15 protein-coding genes and 1 pseudogene are annotated in these 17,097 nt (G+C 71.3%); 10 read left to right on the top strand and 6 right to left on the bottom strand.

Features of this window, described 5'->3' with window-relative positions:
* Window positions 1-81: 81 nt before the first annotated feature.
* The 5 genes from OG349_RS17220 (at window position 82) to OG349_RS17200 (ending at window position 4,585) form a co-directional block, all read left to right on the top strand.
* Window positions 82-414 (top strand): hypothetical protein, encoded by a 333-nt coding sequence (locus OG349_RS17220; protein WP_161312739.1) that lies wholly within the window; start codon window positions 82-84, stop codon window positions 412-414.
* Window positions 415-489: 75 nt separating this feature from the next.
* Complete coding sequence (locus tag OG349_RS17215) at window positions 490-801, top strand: pore-forming ESAT-6 family protein (RefSeq protein ID WP_327235453.1); 312 nt, start codon at window positions 490-492, stop codon at window positions 799-801.
* A 50-nt stretch (window positions 802-851) separates the two neighbouring features.
* Window positions 852-1,286: a DUF6507 family protein gene (locus OG349_RS17210; RefSeq protein WP_327235452.1), complete on the top strand. Its 435-nt coding sequence runs from the start codon at window positions 852-854 to the stop codon at window positions 1,284-1,286.
* A gap of 30 nt (window positions 1,287-1,316) precedes the next feature.
* Window positions 1,317-3,836, top strand: a complete 2,520-nt coding sequence (locus tag OG349_RS17205; RefSeq protein WP_327235451.1) for a hypothetical protein — start codon at window positions 1,317-1,319, stop codon at window positions 3,834-3,836.
* Entirely contained in the window at window positions 3,833-4,585 is a 753-nt protein-coding gene (locus OG349_RS17200) for a hypothetical protein (RefSeq protein WP_327235450.1), read from the top strand. Before OG349_RS17205 ends, OG349_RS17200 begins: the two co-directional genes overlap by 4 nt.
* A gap of 191 nt (window positions 4,586-4,776) precedes the next feature.
* Here OG349_RS17200 and OG349_RS17195 read toward each other — a convergent pair whose 3' ends face one another.
* Entirely contained in the window at window positions 4,777-5,772 is a 996-nt protein-coding gene (locus tag OG349_RS17195; protein WP_327235449.1) for an FAD-dependent oxidoreductase, read from the bottom strand.
* 205 nt (window positions 5,773-5,977) lie between these two features.
* Between OG349_RS17195 and OG349_RS17190 the strand changes: the two genes are divergently transcribed.
* Window positions 5,978-6,940 (top strand): LysR family transcriptional regulator, encoded by a 963-nt coding sequence (locus OG349_RS17190; RefSeq protein ID WP_327235448.1) that lies wholly within the window; start codon window positions 5,978-5,980, stop codon window positions 6,938-6,940.
* Window positions 6,941-6,964: 24 nt separating this feature from the next.
* On the opposite strand, the gene OG349_RS17185 is transcribed toward OG349_RS17190, so the two are convergent.
* Window positions 6,965-7,576, bottom strand: a complete 612-nt coding sequence (locus OG349_RS17185) for a DUF998 domain-containing protein (RefSeq protein WP_327235447.1) — start codon at window positions 7,574-7,576, stop codon at window positions 6,965-6,967.
* 252 nt (window positions 7,577-7,828) lie between these two features.
* On the opposite strand from OG349_RS17185, the gene OG349_RS17180 reads away from it, so the two are divergent.
* Complete coding sequence (locus OG349_RS17180) at window positions 7,829-9,565, top strand: sensor histidine kinase (protein WP_327235446.1); 1,737 nt, start codon at window positions 7,829-7,831, stop codon at window positions 9,563-9,565.
* On the opposite strand, the gene OG349_RS17175 is transcribed toward OG349_RS17180, so the two are convergent.
* Window positions 9,483-10,373 (bottom strand): response regulator transcription factor, encoded by an 891-nt coding sequence (locus OG349_RS17175; protein WP_327235445.1) that lies wholly within the window; start codon window positions 10,371-10,373, stop codon window positions 9,483-9,485. The genes OG349_RS17180 and OG349_RS17175 overlap by 83 nt on opposite strands.
* A 403-nt stretch (window positions 10,374-10,776) precedes the next feature.
* Between OG349_RS17175 and OG349_RS17170 the strand changes: the two genes are divergently transcribed.
* Both OG349_RS17170 and OG349_RS17165 read left to right on the top strand, forming a co-directional pair.
* Window positions 10,777-11,400 (top strand): hypothetical protein, encoded by a 624-nt coding sequence (locus tag OG349_RS17170; protein ID WP_327235444.1) that lies wholly within the window; start codon window positions 10,777-10,779, stop codon window positions 11,398-11,400.
* A gap of 338 nt (window positions 11,401-11,738) precedes the next feature.
* Window positions 11,739-12,452 carry a response regulator transcription factor gene (locus tag OG349_RS17165; protein WP_327235443.1) on the top strand — a complete coding sequence of 238 codons (714 nt, stop codon included), beginning with the start codon at window positions 11,739-11,741 and terminating at the stop codon, window positions 12,450-12,452.
* Window positions 12,453-12,503: 51 nt separating this feature from the next.
* Here the strand turns inward: OG349_RS17165 and OG349_RS17160 are convergent, their stop codons facing one another.
* The 3 genes and pseudogenes from OG349_RS17160 to OG349_RS17150 form a co-directional block, all read right to left on the bottom strand.
* Window positions 12,504-13,337: a universal stress protein gene (locus OG349_RS17160; protein ID WP_327235442.1), complete on the bottom strand. Its 834-nt coding sequence runs from the start codon at window positions 13,335-13,337 to the stop codon at window positions 12,504-12,506.
* A 124-nt stretch (window positions 13,338-13,461) separates the two neighbouring features.
* A pseudogene (locus tag OG349_RS17155) lies at window positions 13,462-14,483 on the bottom strand (TROVE domain-containing protein); the annotation flags it as partial.
* Between the two features lie 147 nt (window positions 14,484-14,630).
* Window positions 14,631-15,200, bottom strand: a complete 570-nt coding sequence (locus OG349_RS17150; RefSeq protein WP_327235441.1) for an Lrp/AsnC family transcriptional regulator — start codon at window positions 15,198-15,200, stop codon at window positions 14,631-14,633.
* 270 nt (window positions 15,201-15,470) lie between these two features.
* On the opposite strand from OG349_RS17150, the gene OG349_RS17145 reads away from it, so the two are divergent.
* On the top strand, window positions 15,471-17,063 hold the full coding sequence (locus OG349_RS17145; protein ID WP_327235440.1) for an ABC transporter substrate-binding protein: 1,593 nt from the start codon (window positions 15,471-15,473) through the stop codon (window positions 17,061-17,063).
* Window positions 17,064-17,097 lie beyond the last annotated feature (34 nt).

Genomic DNA, 17,097 nt, shown 5'->3' with positions numbered 1-17,097 from the left:
TGATAACTGATTGCGTTTGTGACGGCTGGGTTGATAGGGATGGAGGGACGTGCATTCGTTCGGAAGACCGGGGGGAGTCCGATGAAGTTCGACATGGGGACGCAGGTCCTGTCGACGCTGATGTCGCAGTCGCAGGGTTCGAGTACGGATCTGGGCGTCCTGATCAGGCAGTTGGTGCAGGCGGCGGAGCCGTTGGAGGGGAAGTTCAACGGCGCGGGCAAGGTGGCGTTCGACTCGTTCAAGTCGCGCTCGGACGAGATCACGGCGGCGCTGAACGGCGCGCTGGCGGCGATCCTGGGCGGTCAGTCGGGGATGGAGACGGCGTTCGGCTCGGGTGACCAGGAGCAGGGCGACAACGCGCAGTCGCAGATGTCGGCGGCGAACTTCGACGCGGCGCGCTTCTCGGGCCGCTGAGGGGCGTACGTACGCCGGTACCTCACCGGATTGAGCACATCTCATGGAGCACATCTCACGGGGAGAGTGATTGTGATGGCTGCTGGCAGTGACCGTCGTTCGTACGACACGGGCGCGTCCACGGAGGCGCAGGGCAACCTCCAGTCGGTGATCGGCCAGTTGGAGTCGGTGATCGCGGCGCGTGACGCGCAGGTGAAGGCGGCGATGTCGGACTTCACGGCGGACGGCGTGGCGGACGATTACCACGGCAAGGAGCTGCGCTGGAACAGCGCGTCCCAAGAGGTCAAGAACATCATCCAGTTGCTGAAGACGACGCTGGAGAAGAACGACGGGACCGCGCAGCAGACGCTGTCGCGGGCGAAGTCGGCGGTCGACAACATCGGCTGAGTCTTTTTGCCGGGTTGAGTTGAGGTCCGGTTCACGGGGGAGCGTGCGTCATGGCGTCGTGGGACATCAAACCGCAGGGTGTGCAGGGTCAGTTGAAGACCGTGGGCACGCACGCGGGCGAGTTGGAGAAGGCACTGACCGCGCTGGTGGCGGACATGGCGGAGGCCGCGCAGGCGGCGGGTACGGCGGTGCCGGGCTCCATGGTGCACAGCGGTGCGCCGTTGCAGGGTCCGGTGGCGGTCGGCCAGGCGCCGTTGCGGGCGAAGGCGACGGGTCCGGTGGCCGCCGCGCTGGGCGAGTATCTCGGCAGCCGCCAGCCGGACTTCAAGGCGATGGCCGAGCGGATCGAGGCGTCCGTCCTGGGAGCGGCGACGGCCACCAACGAGTACATCGAAGGTGACCTGGAGGCCGCGAAGCACGCCCAGGACGCGGCGAAGGCGGTTCAGCTCGAGGCGTTGAGGGAAGCGGCCGGGGGGCCCAAATGACCGGGGGACAGGCATGACCGGGGGGCAGGCATGAGTGGGGACGCGCCGGTCGACCCGGCGGAGATTCCGGTCTTCACCGGGAATCTGGAGCTGCTGGACGAGAAGGTGAAGGCGATCTCGGGCGCCGGCCCGAAGATCTCCACCGCCACGAGTGACGTGCACGCGAGCTTCGGCGGGCTGCGGGCGTTCTACCAGGCGCCCGAGGCGGAGCAGTTGTTCGCGGTGACGAAGCCGGTGGCGGACATCGGGCTCTCGCTCAGCTCCGACCTGTGTGTGATCGCGGGCGCGTTGGGGACGTACGCGAACGACGCGCGACCGCTCAAGGACAAGCTGGACGCGCTGCGGGCGGAGGCGACCGCCTTCCGGGCGAAGGTCGCGGACGACGACAAGTGGCGTGAGGACGGCGACCTGATCGAGGAGAACCTCGACCGGCGCAACGAGGTCGCCGAGGTGTGGACGGCGTTCCAGGAGGTGGAACGTGCGGCGTACGCGAAGATCGTGGCGCTGTTCTGCGGGACGCCTCTGAAGGTGAACGACGGCTCGAACCAACCGGGCATGTACGGCTACGACGCGGAGGCGTTGAAGCAGTCGAAGAGCCTGCCGTGGGGGGACGCGGTGGCGGAGTCGGTGCCGTGGTGGCAGGTGTGGGAGCACGCGTACGACTTCGGCAAGGGCATTGTCGTCGACGGCGTCTGGGGCACGATCAAGGGCCTGGGCACGCTGGTGGGTTTCAGCGGCTGGGACGCGGCGGGCCAGGCGTGGACGGGCCTGGGCAAGCTGGCGACGGGCGTGCTGATCACCGCCATCCCCGGTGTGGGGGCGGCCTATTGGGCGGCGCCGGCGGACAAACTCCCGTCCTGGCTGCGTGATTCGCGTACGGCGATGAAGGAGACGGGCAAGGCGCTGCTGGCCTGGGACCAGTGGAGCGAGAACCCGTCCCGGGCGGCCGGCGCGGTGACCTTCAACGTGGTGACGACGGTGTTCACCGGCGGTGCGGGTGGTGCGGCGGCGGGCGCGGGCAAGGCGGGCGCGGCGGCGAAGGTGCTGTCCGTGGCGGGCAAGGTGAGCCGGGCGATCGACCCGATGACGTACGTCTTCAAGGGCGCGGGTGCTGGCCTGTCGAAGATCGGCGACGTGATGGCGGGCCTCAAGGGCCTGGGCAACGTCAGCCTCCCGGCCTTCCCGGAGGGCACGATAGCCCTGCCGGAAGGCGCCGTGAAACTGCCCGACGGCACGATCCACCTCCCCGAGGGCACGACGCTTCCCGAGCGCGCGGTGAAACTCCCGGACGGCACGGTCCGCCTCCCGGAGGGCACCACCGCCCTCCCCCCGGGCACGGTCCGTCTCCCGGTGGAGGGGCCGCCCAGCTTCCTTGACCGTGCGGGCAACATCCTGAGGGAGGACGGCAGCGTCCTCCACCGCGCCGAGGACGCACGGGCCGAAAAGCCTCCCACGGCGGGCGCGGACACCCCACGGGTGGACACCCCGATCAGGGAACCGGCCCTGGTGGGCGCGGCCACCCGCACAGGCGACGACGTGATCCGCCTCGGCTCGGACCTCTCCGACCCGGCCCGCGTGGCGGACAACGTGGGCGACAACGCTCCCGTCCGCCCCGGTGACCACACCCCGGGCGGAGGCGCGAACAACCTCCCGGGCGGCCGTGCCGACGATTTGGCCCGCGGCCCCTCCGCCAGCCACGAACCACCCACCGGCGGTCACGCCGAGCGCCCGCCAGGCACGGGCCACGACACGACACCGGGCGGTTCGTCCCACTCGGACACTCCGGCGGGCAGGCACGGTGACAGCGGGGCGCACGGTCACGGAGACGCCGGCCCTGGCCACCCGGCGGGTGGTGGGGACGGGTCACTGCCTGACGGACCTGTCAACGGCATTGACGACTCCCTACTTCCCGGAGCGTCGGAGCCTCGGCCGGACGGTGCTCGCTACATTGAAGAGCCCGATCCCACACATCCTGCCGCAGCTCGGTTCTACGATGAGATCCGGGCCAACCCGGAAGCCCTGGACATCAGAAGTGTCTCGGAGAACACCGGTATCGACGTCGGCGTACTGGACCGCGTGCGAACCCACTTCTTCCTGACCGAGCACGTGCTGGGCGAGGCTCCCGGTGTCGCACGGCAGGGATACTTCACGCCCCGCAACGACATCGCGGAAATCTGGCAGGCGGCCGGTCGGCGCAGCCTGTCCCCTGACGAGGCGGTGAGGTTCGAGCGGTACATTGCTCACGAGTACGCGGAGAGTCGGCTCATGGATGCGGGCATACCGTACCTACGTGACGAACCGCATTTGTGGGAGGCTTACGACAACGGGATCGGGAACGAGTCAGGTTTCTTTCACTCCTGGCCCGATGATTGGGCTGACGCGGGTGCCCACGAGCTCGCGACAAGCGAGCGTAGAGGCGGGTTCTCTCATTGGGAAGGTCTGGGCCTCGACGTCCCGAAGATCGAGTTGGCTCCCGGTCTCTCCAACATTGATGAGGTGATGGCAGCCCTCTTCCAGGAGCTGCGATCGAAGGGAATTGAGCTGAAGTGACCGATCGGTTGGCGTCCATCATGTTGAATCGCCTTCGCGCGGTGGAATGGATCGGCGACTGGGACAATGCGTTCGGGCATGTCATGTCGCGCCGCGTTTTGATGCGCGAGTATCTGAGGCGGGCTGCGCTCTGGGCCAAGGCCTACTCTGTCGAGACTGCGTGGCCCTTCTTCGATGCCACGCAATATGTGGACCCTGGCTTCCAGCTTTCCCCGGGACTGTCCGCGCAGCTGGACGAATTGCTTCTTACCGTTCCCGGAGAATTCCTTCAGAGCACGTCAGCGGGTGCCGTACGGATGGCGGAACTCCAAGCACAGAAACCGGCCATGCTTCCTGCCCTCCCTGATCTCTACGAGCCGTTGGTCCTCTTCTACGAGAGGGGCGGGGAGTTCGTGCAGGACAATGGCGGCGGAATCGATCTGACCGGGGTGTCGTTCCGTCCCGGACGTTTGGAAGACAATCTCCACACCCCTCCGTTCAACGCGCTCAATGAGACTGTTCTCGACGCCTTGGACGCCAAGGGACGGATCTCCTTCTACTCCGGGGGTGAGGGGCCGTGGCCCCTCCTGAGGCGGCGTAAGTGGCGGGACGAACAGCACGATGAGGTCTTCAGCGAGGAGCTGCGCTGGGAGCCGACGGATCTGCTCCCAGCCACGGAAGAGGAAGTAAAGGGCGCAGGTTACGTTCGGATCGGCGATGTCGAGGCGGCCGAGCTCATCGGGACAGCTGTGGCGGACCACTCCCGGTAGCGGAGTGACGGTGCGGCATACGGGCGACTCGGAGAGAGCAAGGGGTCACGACCATGCCCCGCCATGACTTCCGTACGGACAATGCGGCCGAAGCGATGGCACCGGTCATCAAGCCGCCGTCAACGGTGCGGACCCGGAGATCGCGAGCAAGCGGACTCGCTCCGAGGGACGGTGACGTCCGCCCCCACGCGTCACGCTGTTGCCGCGAGGCGGGCCGCCTCGTTGGCGCAGCCCCAGGACAGGGTGACTCCTGAGCCGCCGTGGCCGTAGTTGTGGATCACGGGGGTGGTGGGGAGGAGGTGGGGGTCGTGTTCCAGGCGGGGGCCGGAGGGGCGGTGGGGGCGTAGGCCGACCGGGTGGGACAGGACGGGGGCGTCCGCCAGGCGGGGTTCGAGGGCCGTGCAGCGGGCCAGGATCGCCGATGCCGTGGCGGGGTCGGGGAAGAGGTCCCAGCGGTTCACGTCGAACGTGCCTCCCAGCACGACGTCCGTACGGCGTGGATGTATGTAGGTGTAGCCCTCCGGGTGGTCCTGCACGCGTAGGGACGTGCGCAGTCCCGGGTTGGACACCAGGACCAGTTGGCCCCGTATCGGAGTCATGGTGGGGTCGCCGCAGAGGGACCCCGCCCCCAGGCCCGCCGCGTTGACTATCAAGGGTGACCAAACGGCCGCCTCGGAAAGGTGGTTGAGTCTGCGGTGGTGGAGCAGTCCGCCCGCCGTCAGGAAGCGGGTTACCAGCCAGTCCAGGTAGACCGGCATGTCCACCGTCGGCGCGTCGAAGGACCAGCCCTCCGTCCAGGGGCCGTTCGCCTCGTTCGTACGGAGAGGGCGCAGGCCGGGGACGGCCGTCGCCCACCAGGGAAGTGCCGTGTCATGTGCTGAGGTGTACATCCGGCAGGGGCCGAGCGTGACCCCGGGTACCCCGTCGGCGGCCTGGCGGGCGAGTTCGGCGTAGGTGTCCGACGCCCGTACGGTGGTCTCGTGGTCGGCTCGTACACCCGTCGGGTACCAGACCGCGGCGGCCACCGACGACGTCCTGGCCGGAAGTGCCTCGTCGGTCACCACCAGCACGCTCGCACCGAGTTCGAGCAGCCGTATCGCCGTGGTGAGGCCGATGATCCCGCCCCCGACCACCACGACGTCCGCCTTCGTGGACCTCTCCGGTTTCACGGACTTCTCCGGTTTCATGGTCCGGTCCCTCCCGACTGCTTATTTCCGGCTCGGCCCGTCTGGCCTCCGGAGCGTTCTTCCAGGAGGCCAGGCAGGGCCGGACGGTGTCCAAGACGCTTTCTCGCGGCGGCGATACGGGGTGCCTATCGCGATACGGACCGCTTATGGGCCGGCCCGAAACGTGTCTTGGATGGGGGCCGGGGGCGGCCCCTACCATCGCCTCATGGACCTGCGACGACTGGGCTATTTCGCCGTGCTGGCGGAGGAGTTGAACTTCACCCGGGCCGCCCGGCGGCTCCACATCGCCCAGCCCGCCCTGAGCCAGCAGATCCAGGCACTGGAGCGGCAGGTCGGTGCCCGGCTGGTGGTCCGTGAGTCCAAGGGGTGCTCCCTGACGCCGGTGGGTGTGGTGGTCGCCGAGGAGGCGGGCCGCCTCCTGCGGCAGGCCGAGGCCGCCGAGCGGCGCATCCAGGCCGCGGTGCACGGCCGCGCCGGACGGCTGCGGCTCGCGTACACCCGTTCGGCGCGCGGCGGGGTGGTCGACGCGCTGGTCAGTGAGTTCCGCAGCCGGTACGGGGACATCGAGCTGAGCGTCCAGACCGGCTGGACCGCCCACAACGTCGCGGAACTGCGCGCGGGCCGGCTGGACGCCGCCTTCGTACGGCCGCCCCTCGACGAGGCCCCCGAGCTGCGCTACCTCGTACTGTCCGAGGAGGAACTCCTGCTGGCGCTGCCGGCCGGGCACCCGCTCGCCGGGTTACGTACCAGGATCACCCGCGAGCAGATCGCCGACGAACCGGTGATCCTCTTCCCCCGGGAGAACGGGCCCGGCATGTACGACCTGATCACCCGTCAAGTCTGGCCGGGCGGACCCCGTATCGTCCGGGAGGAACCCGACGACGAGCAGCTCCTGCTCGCGGTGGCCGCGGCGCACGGGATCTCGGCCGTTCCCGCGGGGCGCGCGCACGCGCTGCGGCTTCCCGGCGTACGGCTGCGCCACCTGAGCGCGCCCGTACCGACGGTCCCGCTGGCGCTGGCGTACCACCCGGGGGCCGACCTGCGGGTGGTGAATCTGCTGCTGCCGTTGGTGGGGGGTAGTGGGGCGGGCGGTCCAGTAACCGGTGGGGCGGCTGGTGGGGCGGACCGTGGGGCGGGCAGTCGGGAGGACGTCCCTGATCAGCCGTAGGCCGCAGGCCCCGGCCCCGGTGGATCACGCCGTTTCGCGGCTTTCGCTTCTTTCGCGCGCGGGGTAGTGCAGGCAGGACGTCACCACAAGCAGCGGCCACAGGGCCTGGGCCGCGGTCAGGACGCGTTCGGCGACGCCGGCCGCCCCGCCGCTCTGCAACTCGACCAGGAACCACGCCGCCCCGAGAACCATCAGCGCGCTCGCCACGATCGACGCCGGGAACTGGAGCGCCCACGGTCCCGTTCTGGAGCGATGGGCCGCCAGTACCGGCCACGCCGCCATGAGCGCGAATCCGATGGTGACCACCGTCCCGTGGCCGAAGTTGCCCCCGCGCACCGGCGCCGGGAAGACCGTCAGCGCGATCGCCGCCACGCCACCGCCCGCGAGCGCCAGCCGCCCGGGGAGCCTCGCGGCCTTGAGCCCGCGGGCGGTGGCCAGGTAGCAGGTGCCGAGGGTGACCAGCATGGCGTTCATCACCCAGTAGCCGGGCGCGCCGTAGGCCGCCAGGATGCTGATCGTCTGGGTGACGGGGTCGTAGCCGGGGCCCTGCAACACCTCCGCGGTCGCCCACCCACCGACCAGCAGGAGAGGAGCGGACCCGGACGAGAGCAAGGCCCACCAGGGAGCGAGTCGCATCAGATCAGCCTAAATGCCTCATTCCCTCCATCGCTCCCCACACGCGGACGACCGCTGCGTGAATCAGGGATGCCGGGCCGGGCTCCGCGAAGAGCGCCGCCGGTTCTGGTACGGGTCCGATGGCCGCCGGGCAGGTGCGGGCGGCCCCGTCGCCCGTACAGTCCACGTGACCAGTACCACCCACGCGGTCGTACGGTCCACGCGGTCGTACCGTCCGCAGCGGCCCGTACCCGCCCGGCGACCGGAGGAACCGTGCGGACAAGCAGGGAAGGCGCGACAGGTGACGGGCTCCCCCGGCTGCGCCTGGACGAACTGCTGGACGAACTCCAGGTCCGGATAGAAGCCGTACGCGGCACACGCGACCGGGTGCACCACCTCCTCGAAGCGGTCCTCTCGGTCGGCCGCGAGCTCGACCTGCCCCAAGTGCTGCGCGGCATAGTCGAAGCCGCGGTGGTCCTCGTCGACGCGGAGTACGGCGCCCTCGGGGTGATCGGCGGCGAGCAGCGGTTGTCGGAGTTCATCACGGTGGGCATCGACGGCGAACTGCGGTCGCGGATAGGTGAGTTGCCCAGCGGCCACGGCCTGCTCGGCGAGCTGATCCGCCACCCGCACCCGTTGCGCCTGGCCGAGTTGGGCGACCACGAGTCGTCCTACGGCTTTCCCGCCAACCACCCGCCGATGCACTCGTTCCTCGGCGTCCCCATCCGCGTACGGGACGAGGTGTTCGGGAATCTGTACCTGACGGAGAAGCGCAGCGCCCGCGCGTTCGACGCGGAGGACGAGTCGGTCCTGTCGACCCTGGCGGTCGCGGCCGGTGTGGCGATCGAGAACGCGCGCCTGTACGAGGAGGGCCGCAACCGGGAACAGTGGCTGACGGCCAGCGCCGAGGTCACCAAGAGCCTCCTCTCCGGGGCCCCGCGCGCCCAGGTGCTGGAGCTGATCGTCGAGCGGGCCGGACAGATACTCTCCGCGGACCTCGGCGTGGTCGCCGTGCCGCTGCCGGGCACCGGGGACCTGCGGACCGCCCTGGTGGTGGGGCAGCACGCCGAGGCCTACCGCGGACCCCCGGCGGGAGGCCAGGACGGTTTCATCAGCGCGGCGTTCACCGGTGCGGAGCCCGTGGTCAGTACGAACATCGCGGTGGACGAGCGGGTCGAGGGCCACAAGTCCCGTTGGGCGGGCCTGGGACCGGCCGTGGCGGTGCCGCTGGGTACCGGGGACCGGGTGCGCGGGGTGCTGCTGCTGGCCCGTACCGCGGGGCGCGAGCCCTTCGCGGCCACGCAGTCCGCACCGCTGCTCGGCTTCGCGGGACAGGCCGCGCTCGCCATGGAACTGGCCGAACGCCGCAGCGACGCCGAGCAGATCGCCCTGCTGGAGGACCGCGACCGTATCGCCCGCGACCTGCACGACCTGGCCATCCAGCGGCTGTTCGCCACCGGTATGACCTTGCAGAGCGCGCAGAAGTTCGACCAGCACCCGGGGGCGGCGGAGCGTATCGAGCGCGCGGTGAACGACCTCGACGACACCATCAAGATCATCCGGTCGACCATCTTCGGCCTGCGGGTCCACGAGGCGGGCCGCCCGGACGACGGCGTACGCGGCCGGGTGGCGGCGGCGGTCGAGGGGGCGGCCGCCGCGCTGGGGTTCAGCCCGGCGGTACGTGTCGAGGGCCTGGTCGACACCGAGGTCCCGCACCACGTCGCCGACCACCTGATCGCGGTGCTGGTGGAGGCACTCAGCAACACCGCGCGCCACGCGGCGGCGCGCACGGTGGACGTGCATGTCGCGGTGGGGGAGGGCCGGTTGACGCTGAGCGTGGCGGACAACGGGACCGGCATCGCGCCGGGGGCGGCGCGCAGCGGACTGAAGAACATCGCGCGGCGGGCGGAGGAGCTGGGCGGCACCTTCACCCACGAGACTCCGTCGGCGGGGGGCGCCCGGCTGGTGTGGCGGGTGCCGCTGCGGGAGGACGGGGCGACGGCGGGCTGAGGGGCCGGCCGTCTCTGTCGGGGCCCGGGGGCGTGGTCCGGCCGCCTTCGCCTGGGCCCGGAGACATGGCTCGGCCGCCCCTGTCGGGGGTCGGGGGCGTGTCCGTGAAGGACGGTCCGGCCGGGGGGAGGGCGAAGTGCCGCCCGGTCGGCGGCAGCCCGTGCCGGTGCAGTCCGCCGCTGGTCAGCAGCCGTACGATCCGGCGCCGCACGGTCTCCTCCGCGAGGGACAGGCGGCGGCCGATCTGCCGGTCGGTGAGCCCCTCCCCGATCAGGACCAGAAGGTGGCGCTCCCGGGCCGAGAGGCCTTCCGTACGGTGTCCCCGTCCTTGCCGTCCCTGTCCTCCTGGCCCTCTTCCTGCCTCGGCGGACAACCGGTCCAGCAGAAGGGCGACGGTCGCCGGACCCGGCATCGGCTCCTGCCCGGCCACCGCCCTTATCCCGAGGGCGAGTCGGGTCCCCTTGATCTGCCGGAGTACGGTGCCGGACGCGCCGGCCAGGACCGCGTGCAGGTGCGCGGTGCTGTCGTCGAACGACGCGAGGGTCAGGAGCGTGAGCGCGGGCATCGCGGAGCGCAGATCGCGGCACACGAGGATGTCGCCGGGCAGGCGGACGCCCACCACCGCCACGTCGGGACGCGCGACGGGACCCCGTACCAAGGCCTGTTCGACGGAGTCCGCCGTGCCGACCGTCACCATGTCCGGTTCGGCGTCGACCAGTTCACCGAGCCCCTGACGGACCGCCTCGTGGCCGTCGACGAGGAACACCCGTATCGGACGCCGCACCGGGAACACGCCGGCTCCGGTCATCGGGATTCCTCCGTTCCCCACCGGGCGGACACTGCGGGACGGTCGCGGGTCGCGGGTTATGGGTCACCGGTCACCGGTCAACGGGTCGCGGTCGCGTAGGGCACGCGGCTCCCGGGCGCCCTCGCGTTCCAGGATCCGGCGGGCGACCGGGTTCCCCCAGGGCCGGTGCGGCTACGCAGGGGGGCCGATCGGCCCCCACGGGACCGACCAGCCTTCGCGGCAGTGCCGTTCGGCCCTGCGGGGAGGGCCCGACGGGCCGCAGCGCCGCCACGGTCCGGCGCGGGAGGGTGAGGACACACACCGGAGCACGACCGGAAACACACCACACCGGTGCACGACCGGGCGGACCTTCGCACACGGCCCCGGTCGACCCCGTCGCCAGCCCCTGAAAGGGATGACAGACATGGCCGTTCACCAGAGCTCCCGTCACACCGGATTCCACCTCCCCTCGCTGAAGGGGACCCCGGACACCACCCTCACGGACGGCACCGCCCAACCCCTGGCCGCCGGGGGAACGCTCGCCCGGATCGCCGCTACCGCACGGGTCCTGCTCGGGTTCGTCTTCCTCTGGGCCTTCTTCGACAAGGTGTTCGGCTGGGGGTACGCCACTCCGGCCAAGGGCGCCTGGATCAACGGCGGTTCACCGACGAAGGGCTTCCTGAGCGGCGTCGCCGCAGGACCGCTGGAGTCGACGTTCCACTCCTGGGCCGGCGCGACCTGGGCCGACTGGTTCTTCATGCTCGGGCTCCTGGGCATCGGCCTCGCGCTCACCAGCGGCATCGCCCTGCGCCTCACCGCCGGCGCCGGCACGGTGATGATGGCGCTGATGTGGGCGGCCGAATGGCCCCCCGCCAAGACCCTGTCCGACGGCGCGCCGAGCATGTCCTCCAACCCGGTCGTCGACTACCACCTCGTGTACGCCGTCGTCATGATCGCCCTGGCTGTCGCCGCGGCGGGCCGTACATGGGGGTTCGGCCGGGTGTGGCAGAACCTCCCGGTCGTGCGGGACCACCGCTGGCTGGCCTGACCGCGTCAGCGGCCGACACACGAAGCCCCGGCCCGGCCCCCGCCCAGCCCGCTGCCCTGCGTTCCGTGCGCAGGGCAGCGGGCCTGTCGGGTGGTCGTCGGGATCGGCCCGGCGCACGCCTGCGACGAGGTGATCGGTTCGCCTTCGAGGCGGCCGGGCGCCGGGGCGTACCCCTGTACGTGCCGCACGCGTACGGCGCGGAGAGCGGGGCCGCGGTCGCCGAGGACGCCGGCCACCCGCTCCCCGCCATGGCCCGACCGGCCCTGGCGTCGCGGTCGGCCGGCGGGACACCATGGGCCCTACCGGGGAAGGTTCTCCCGAGACCGTGGAGGATCACCATGACCGACAGCCAGGACACCGGACCGCAGGGGCAACAGCCGATCCGGGTCTTCCTGCTCGACGACCACGAGGTGGTCCGGCGGGGGGTGCACGATCTCCTCGACGCCGAATCCGGCATCGAGGTCGTCGGCGAGGCGGGGACGGCCGAACAGGCCCTGGCGCGCGGGCCGGCGCTGCGTCCCGACGTCGCCGTGCTGGACGTACGGCTGCCCGACGGCGACGGCATCACGGTCTGCCGGGAGTTGCGGTCGAGAATGCCCCACCTCGCCTGTCTGATGCTGACGTCCTTCGACGACGACGACGCTCTTCTCGACGCGATCATGGCCGGGGCCTCGGGGTACGTCCTCAAGGAGATCAAGGGGGTCGACCTGGTCGCGGCGGTCCGTACCGTCGCCTCCGGCCAGTCGATGCTCGACCCGGCCACCACCAGCCGCCTGATGAGCAGCCTGCGCGGCGAGGAGAGCGCCCGGGGCGGTGGTTCAGGAGCCCTGGCGGGTCTTTCCGTACGCGAACGGGAGATCCTGGACCTGATCGGCGAAGGCCTCACCAACGCGGGGATCGGCAAGCGCCTTTTCCTGTCCGAGAAGACGGTGAAGAACAACATCTCCCGCCTTCTCGCCAAGCTCGGCGTGGAGCGCCGGATCCAGGCAGCCGTCCTGGCGACCCAGGCGGCCCAGGCGGCCCCGCAACCCCCCGCGCGCCGCGAACGCTGAGGGAATCAGCCCCTCCGCGCACGCAACACACCACCCCGCACGCAACACCCCTCAGGGGAGCGGTGTGTTCGGCGGACCGGTGGGAATCAGGAGCACCGGGCAGTGTGCGTGGTGCAGAAGCGCGTGCACGGTCGGTGTGTGCCGTGGGTGGCCCGGAACCCCGTGCCGCCGGTAGGCGATGATCACGACGTCGGCCCCGGCGGTGGCGGATATCAAGTCCCGGTCCGATACGGGGGAGTTCGCCTCGTCCTGCCGCTGGTGCTGCCGGCGCTGTTGCTGTTGCTGCCGCTGGTGCGCGGGCCCACGGTGATCGCCGCCGGCGGCCACGGCGGCCACTCCGCCTCCCGGCCCCGCGCCGGCCACCCTCGGGCGGTAGTGCGCGGTGTGCAGGAAGCGCAGCCGCGCGCCACGTCGTACGGACTCCTCGAAGGCGAAGCCGGCGGCTTCGGTGTCGGTGTCGCGCTCGACGGCCAGCAACACCTCACCCGTCTCGGCGTGGAGCGTGAGGTGCCCCGGGCCGACGATCAGCAACGGCCGGTGGCTCAGCTCGGCGACCTGGTGGGCCACCGAGCGCGACGCCAGCGAGGCGAAGCCGCCCAGGGCCCTCGTCCCGACGACCGTGAGGGCCGCGTGGGCGCCCCGGGCGACCAGGGCGGCGGCCGGTTCCGAGGCGACGGCCGAGAGACGGACGACCAGACCGGGATGACGCGCCCGCGACCGGGCGGCGGACGCGGCCAGCACCGGGCCGGCCACGTCCAGGTCCGGCACGGCGTACACGATCGCCAGGGCCACCGATCGGCGTACCGCCTCCGCTGCGGCCACGTCCTGCGCGCGGGTCGAGATGATCGACCCGTCGACGCCCACGACCACATGACGTCCAGACATGTTTCCCACTTCCCTCCACAGCGCCCCCGGTCGGGCGTCCTCCCACCCTGCGCCCCGGACGCCGGGGTCGGCAGGGGCCGGCCGGGCCCGGCGGCGGACCCGACCGGCCCCCGCTCCGGAGGCGTTACGAGGACACCGCGCCGGCGCGCGCCCCACCCGCCGCCCGGCGCGCCCCCTGCTCCCAGGGCCACCCCGCCCCCGCCCCGACTCCAGCAGCGGGATCAGGCGGAAGGCCGCGTCGCTGAGGCCGCCGAAGGTGTGGCGGTGGGGGGCCGGGGCGGTGTGGGCGACCGCGTACCCCGCCAGGTTCCAGGTGGAGACCGGGACGTGCTCGGGTACGGCGCCGAGCGGTTCGTGGCCCGGCGGGGTCCAGTGGGCCTGCTCGTCGGTGACGACCACCACCCGGTCGTGTTCCCGGTAGTGCCGGGTGACGGCCCCGGCCGTGTCCGTACCGCCGAGGCGGTGGAACCGCTTCAGCGCGCGGAGGACGGACTCGCCGGGGCGACCTCCACCGGCCGGCTGTCGGAGCCGAAATCGACCAGGTCGGCGCGCTCGGCCCGGACGGCCAGGGCGGTGCCGAAGATCGCGGCGGAGTCGGCCCGGTCGGGTCGGTCCGGGCGCCGGGCCGGTCGAACATCGAGCCCGAGCGGTCCGCCAGGACCGGCGTCCGGCCGGGCAGCGCGGGCACGTTGGCGAGCGAGTGGCCGAGGGCCGCCTCCACGGACTCTTCCCAGCGCGGCGAGGGCGCGGTGCGGTGGGCGGCCAGGTAGCGGAAGGGGAACTGCCGGGACCGCGCCACCTCGTCCGGGTCCGAGATGCGGCGCGCCACGTCGGCGGCGGCCTCGTCGCCGACCCCGGCGAGGTCGAAGTCACGGAGGTCGCGGACCAGCGCCGTCGGCCCCATTGAGGGGATCACCGCCTCCTACACCGCGGTGTCCAGCGGCCTCCGCGACCACCCCGCCAACGCCTCCCACGTCATCCCGGCCGCCGCCAGCAGCTCGCCCCCGCCCTCGCCGGTGACCAGCGCGTACCGGAACAGCTCCCCCTGCCACGGCCGGTCCGCCGCCCGTACCGGGACGTCCAGTACGCGAGCAACTCGCCCGGCTCGTCCGGGCGTTGGAGAACCGCGTCGAGGGCCTGCCGCGACAGCCCCGCCGCCCCCGCCTCCCGTGACCATGCCCGCTGACGGTTGAACCGGGTCAGGCGGAAGTCCCCCTGGTGGGCAGCGCGAACAGAACACACCGACACACCGCCGGACACGGCGGGTACGCGGCCGCACGCCCGGCGAGGACGTCAGTCCTCCGCCTCCCCCGCCCGTTGCAGGTCCGCGCGGCCCTCCGCCGCCGGGATGAAGCGCGTCATGCCGAACTGGCCCGTCCCGGAGGCGCCCGGTGCGGTGGTCGGCGTCGGCTCGGTGGTCCGGGGCGCGGTCGGCAGGACGTACGGGCGGCGCAGCACCTCGTCCAGGATGATCACGGTCTCCGTGGCACGTACCGCCGGGATGCTGGCGAGCTGCTCCGTGACCAGGCGGTGTACGGCGCTGACGTCCGGGACCCGGATCTGGATCATCGCATCGTGCTGACCTGTGGTGATGGCGCAGTACTCGACCTCCGGCATGGTCGCGAGCGTCGCGCGGAACTGCTTCCAGAGGTCCTGGCGGACGGTGACGAAGACCAGCGCGCAGATGTCGAGGCCGATACGGGACGGGTCGACCCGGGCGCTGAAGCCGCTGATGACGCCATCGGCGCGCAGGGCCTCGAAGCGGGTGTACGCGTTGGCGCGCGAGATGCCGACCCGCTCGGCGAGCGAGGCCACGGAGATCCGGCCCTGGCTCCGGAGGACGCCCAGGATCCTGAAATGCACCGAATCCAGGGCAAGACCGATGCCTATCCGTCCAGGGCTGCGTTCGCCGGAGGTTCCCGGGCTTGACAAATCTTCCACGGTCGTGCCTTTCGGAGCTTTTTTGTCTTGTTCTGGTCCCGTTGGCCGGAAGTGTTGGTTAGCTTCACCCCACCCTACGGTGAAACGTCCAGGGATCTCCCCCACCCGGTGGCCATCGACGCCCACCCGCCCTACCCCGCTCCTCCTCCCCGCCCCGCCTTCTCCCGCCCGTCCCCGCCCTCGGAGGCACCCATGTCCAGATCGCGTACCGGGTCGTACCCGGCGGCCGTCTCGCTCGTCACCCTGGCCGCCCTCGCCCTCAGCGCCTGCTCCGGCTCCGGCGGTACGTCCGGCTCCGGCTCCTCCGGCGGGAAGACGCTGGTCGTCGACACCTCGTTCAACCTGAAGACCGCCGACCCGGGCCGCGAGTTCGAGCCGACCGGCAGCATCGTGGACAAGGCGCTGTACGAGACGCTGCTGACCTTCAAGGGCGGTGACGTCACCAAGCCGCTGCCGGGGCTGGCGTCCTCGTACGAGGAGTCGCCGGACAGCAGGACGCTCACCCTGCACCTGCGCGCGGGGGCGAAGTTCTCCGACGGGAGCGCGGTCACGGCGGACGACGTGGTGTTCTCGCTGACCCGCGTGATCGGGCTCAAGGGCAACCCGTCGTTCCTGCTCGACGGGGTCACGGTCACCAAGAAGGACGCCTCGACGATCACCCTGACCTCGAAGAAGGCCAACCCTGCGCTGCCGAACATCCTGCCCAACCCCGCCCTCGGCATCCTCAACGCGAAGGCGGTCCAGGCCCAGGGCGGTACGGCGACGGCGGCGGACGCGGCGGAGAAGTACCTCAACAAGAGCTCCGCCGGCTCAGGCCCGTACACACTGACGTCCTTCAACGCGAACACGCAGGTCGTGCTGGCGAAGAACCCGAAGTACACGGGCGCGCAGAAACCAACGTACGACAAGATCGTCATACGTAACGTCCAGGCGCCTACCCAGAAACTCAACGTCCAGCGCGGCGACAGCCAGATCGCCCTGGACTTGAACTCCGACCAGGCGGCGGGGCTCGGCGGCGGGCTCAAGGTGCTCAGCGGGCCGTCCTCGGACGTGATCTTCCTTCTGCTGAACCTGGACCCGGGCGTGAGCGACGCCACCGCCGACGCGAAGTTCCGTGAGGCGGTGCGCAAGGGCATCGACTACAAGAGCCTGCTGACGCTCGGCGGCAGTGGTTCCGTCCAGCCCGGCGGGGTCATCCCGTCGACCTTCGTGGGCGCGCTGCCCGCCGGGCAGGCGCCGGCGCGGGACCTGGCCGGGGCCAAGGCGGCACTGGCCGCCAGCAAGATCAAGAACCCGTCGGTGAAGCTGAGTTACGCCAGCGACCTGACCCTGGACGGCCTGTCGTTCCAGTCCATGGCCGAGCGGGTCCAGGCGCAGCTCAAGGAGGTCGGCATCACGGTCACCCTGGCGCCGGCCCCGACCACCACCGAGCTGGACAACTACCGGAACGGCAAGGAGCAGCTCGGCCTCTGGTACTGGGGCCCGGACTACCCGGACCCCAGCGACTACCTGGCCTTCCTGCCCGGCGGTCTGGTGGGGCTGCGCGCCAATTACAAGGCGGGCGCCGACCCGGCGCTGACCGCCCTGGGCGAGAAGGCGGCGACGGCGACCGACACCGCCACCCGCCAGAAGCTGTACGAGCAGATCCAGACGGACCTCAACGACGGCGGGCCGTTCATCCCGCTGATGCAGCCCAGCCGGCACATCGTGGCGGCGTCGACGGTGTCCGGCCTGGCGTACAACCCCGTGTGGACGATCGATGTCGCTGAGCTCGGTGCCAAGTAAGGGACCGGCCGGGGGCGGCGGGCGCGCGAGCCGG

The sequence above is a fragment of the Streptomyces sp. NBC_01317 genome (genome assembly GCF_035961655.1).
In the GTDB taxonomy this organism is placed as follows: Bacteria; Actinomycetota; Actinomycetes; order Streptomycetales; family Streptomycetaceae; genus Streptomyces.
The sequence above is the reverse complement of the archived record's forward strand: the minus strand, read 5'-3'. Positions and strand labels throughout refer to the sequence as shown.

What these genes read in the sequence shown, in the direction of transcription:
- OG349_RS17220 (WP_161312739.1), top strand. Translation starts at nt 82, where the DNA reads ATGAAGTTCGACATGGGGACGCAGGTCCTGTCGACGCTGATGTCGCAG.
- OG349_RS17215 (WP_327235453.1), top strand. Translation starts at nt 490, where the DNA reads ATGGCTGCTGGCAGTGACCGTCGTTCGTACGACACGGGCGCGTCCACG.
- OG349_RS17210 (WP_327235452.1), top strand. Translation starts at nt 852, where the DNA reads ATGGCGTCGTGGGACATCAAACCGCAGGGTGTGCAGGGTCAGTTGAAG.
- OG349_RS17205 (WP_327235451.1), top strand. Translation starts at nt 1,317, where the DNA reads ATGAGTGGGGACGCGCCGGTCGACCCGGCGGAGATTCCGGTCTTCACC.
- OG349_RS17195 (WP_327235449.1), bottom strand. Translation starts at nt 5,772, where the DNA reads ATGAAACCGGAGAAGTCCGTGAAACCGGAGAGGTCCACGAAGGCGGAC.
- OG349_RS17190 (WP_327235448.1), top strand. Translation starts at nt 5,978, where the DNA reads ATGGACCTGCGACGACTGGGCTATTTCGCCGTGCTGGCGGAGGAGTTG.
- OG349_RS17185 (WP_327235447.1), bottom strand. Translation starts at nt 7,576, where the DNA reads ATGCGACTCGCTCCCTGGTGGGCCTTGCTCTCGTCCGGGTCCGCTCCT.
- OG349_RS17175 (WP_327235445.1), bottom strand. Translation starts at nt 10,373, where the DNA reads ATGACCGGAGCCGGCGTGTTCCCGGTGCGGCGTCCGATACGGGTGTTC.
- OG349_RS17170 (WP_327235444.1), top strand. Translation starts at nt 10,777, where the DNA reads ATGGCCGTTCACCAGAGCTCCCGTCACACCGGATTCCACCTCCCCTCG.
- OG349_RS17165 (WP_327235443.1), top strand. Translation starts at nt 11,739, where the DNA reads ATGACCGACAGCCAGGACACCGGACCGCAGGGGCAACAGCCGATCCGG.
- OG349_RS17160 (WP_327235442.1), bottom strand. Translation starts at nt 13,337, where the DNA reads ATGTCTGGACGTCATGTGGTCGTGGGCGTCGACGGGTCGATCATCTCG.
- OG349_RS17145 (WP_327235440.1), top strand. Translation starts at nt 15,471, where the DNA reads ATGTCCAGATCGCGTACCGGGTCGTACCCGGCGGCCGTCTCGCTCGTC.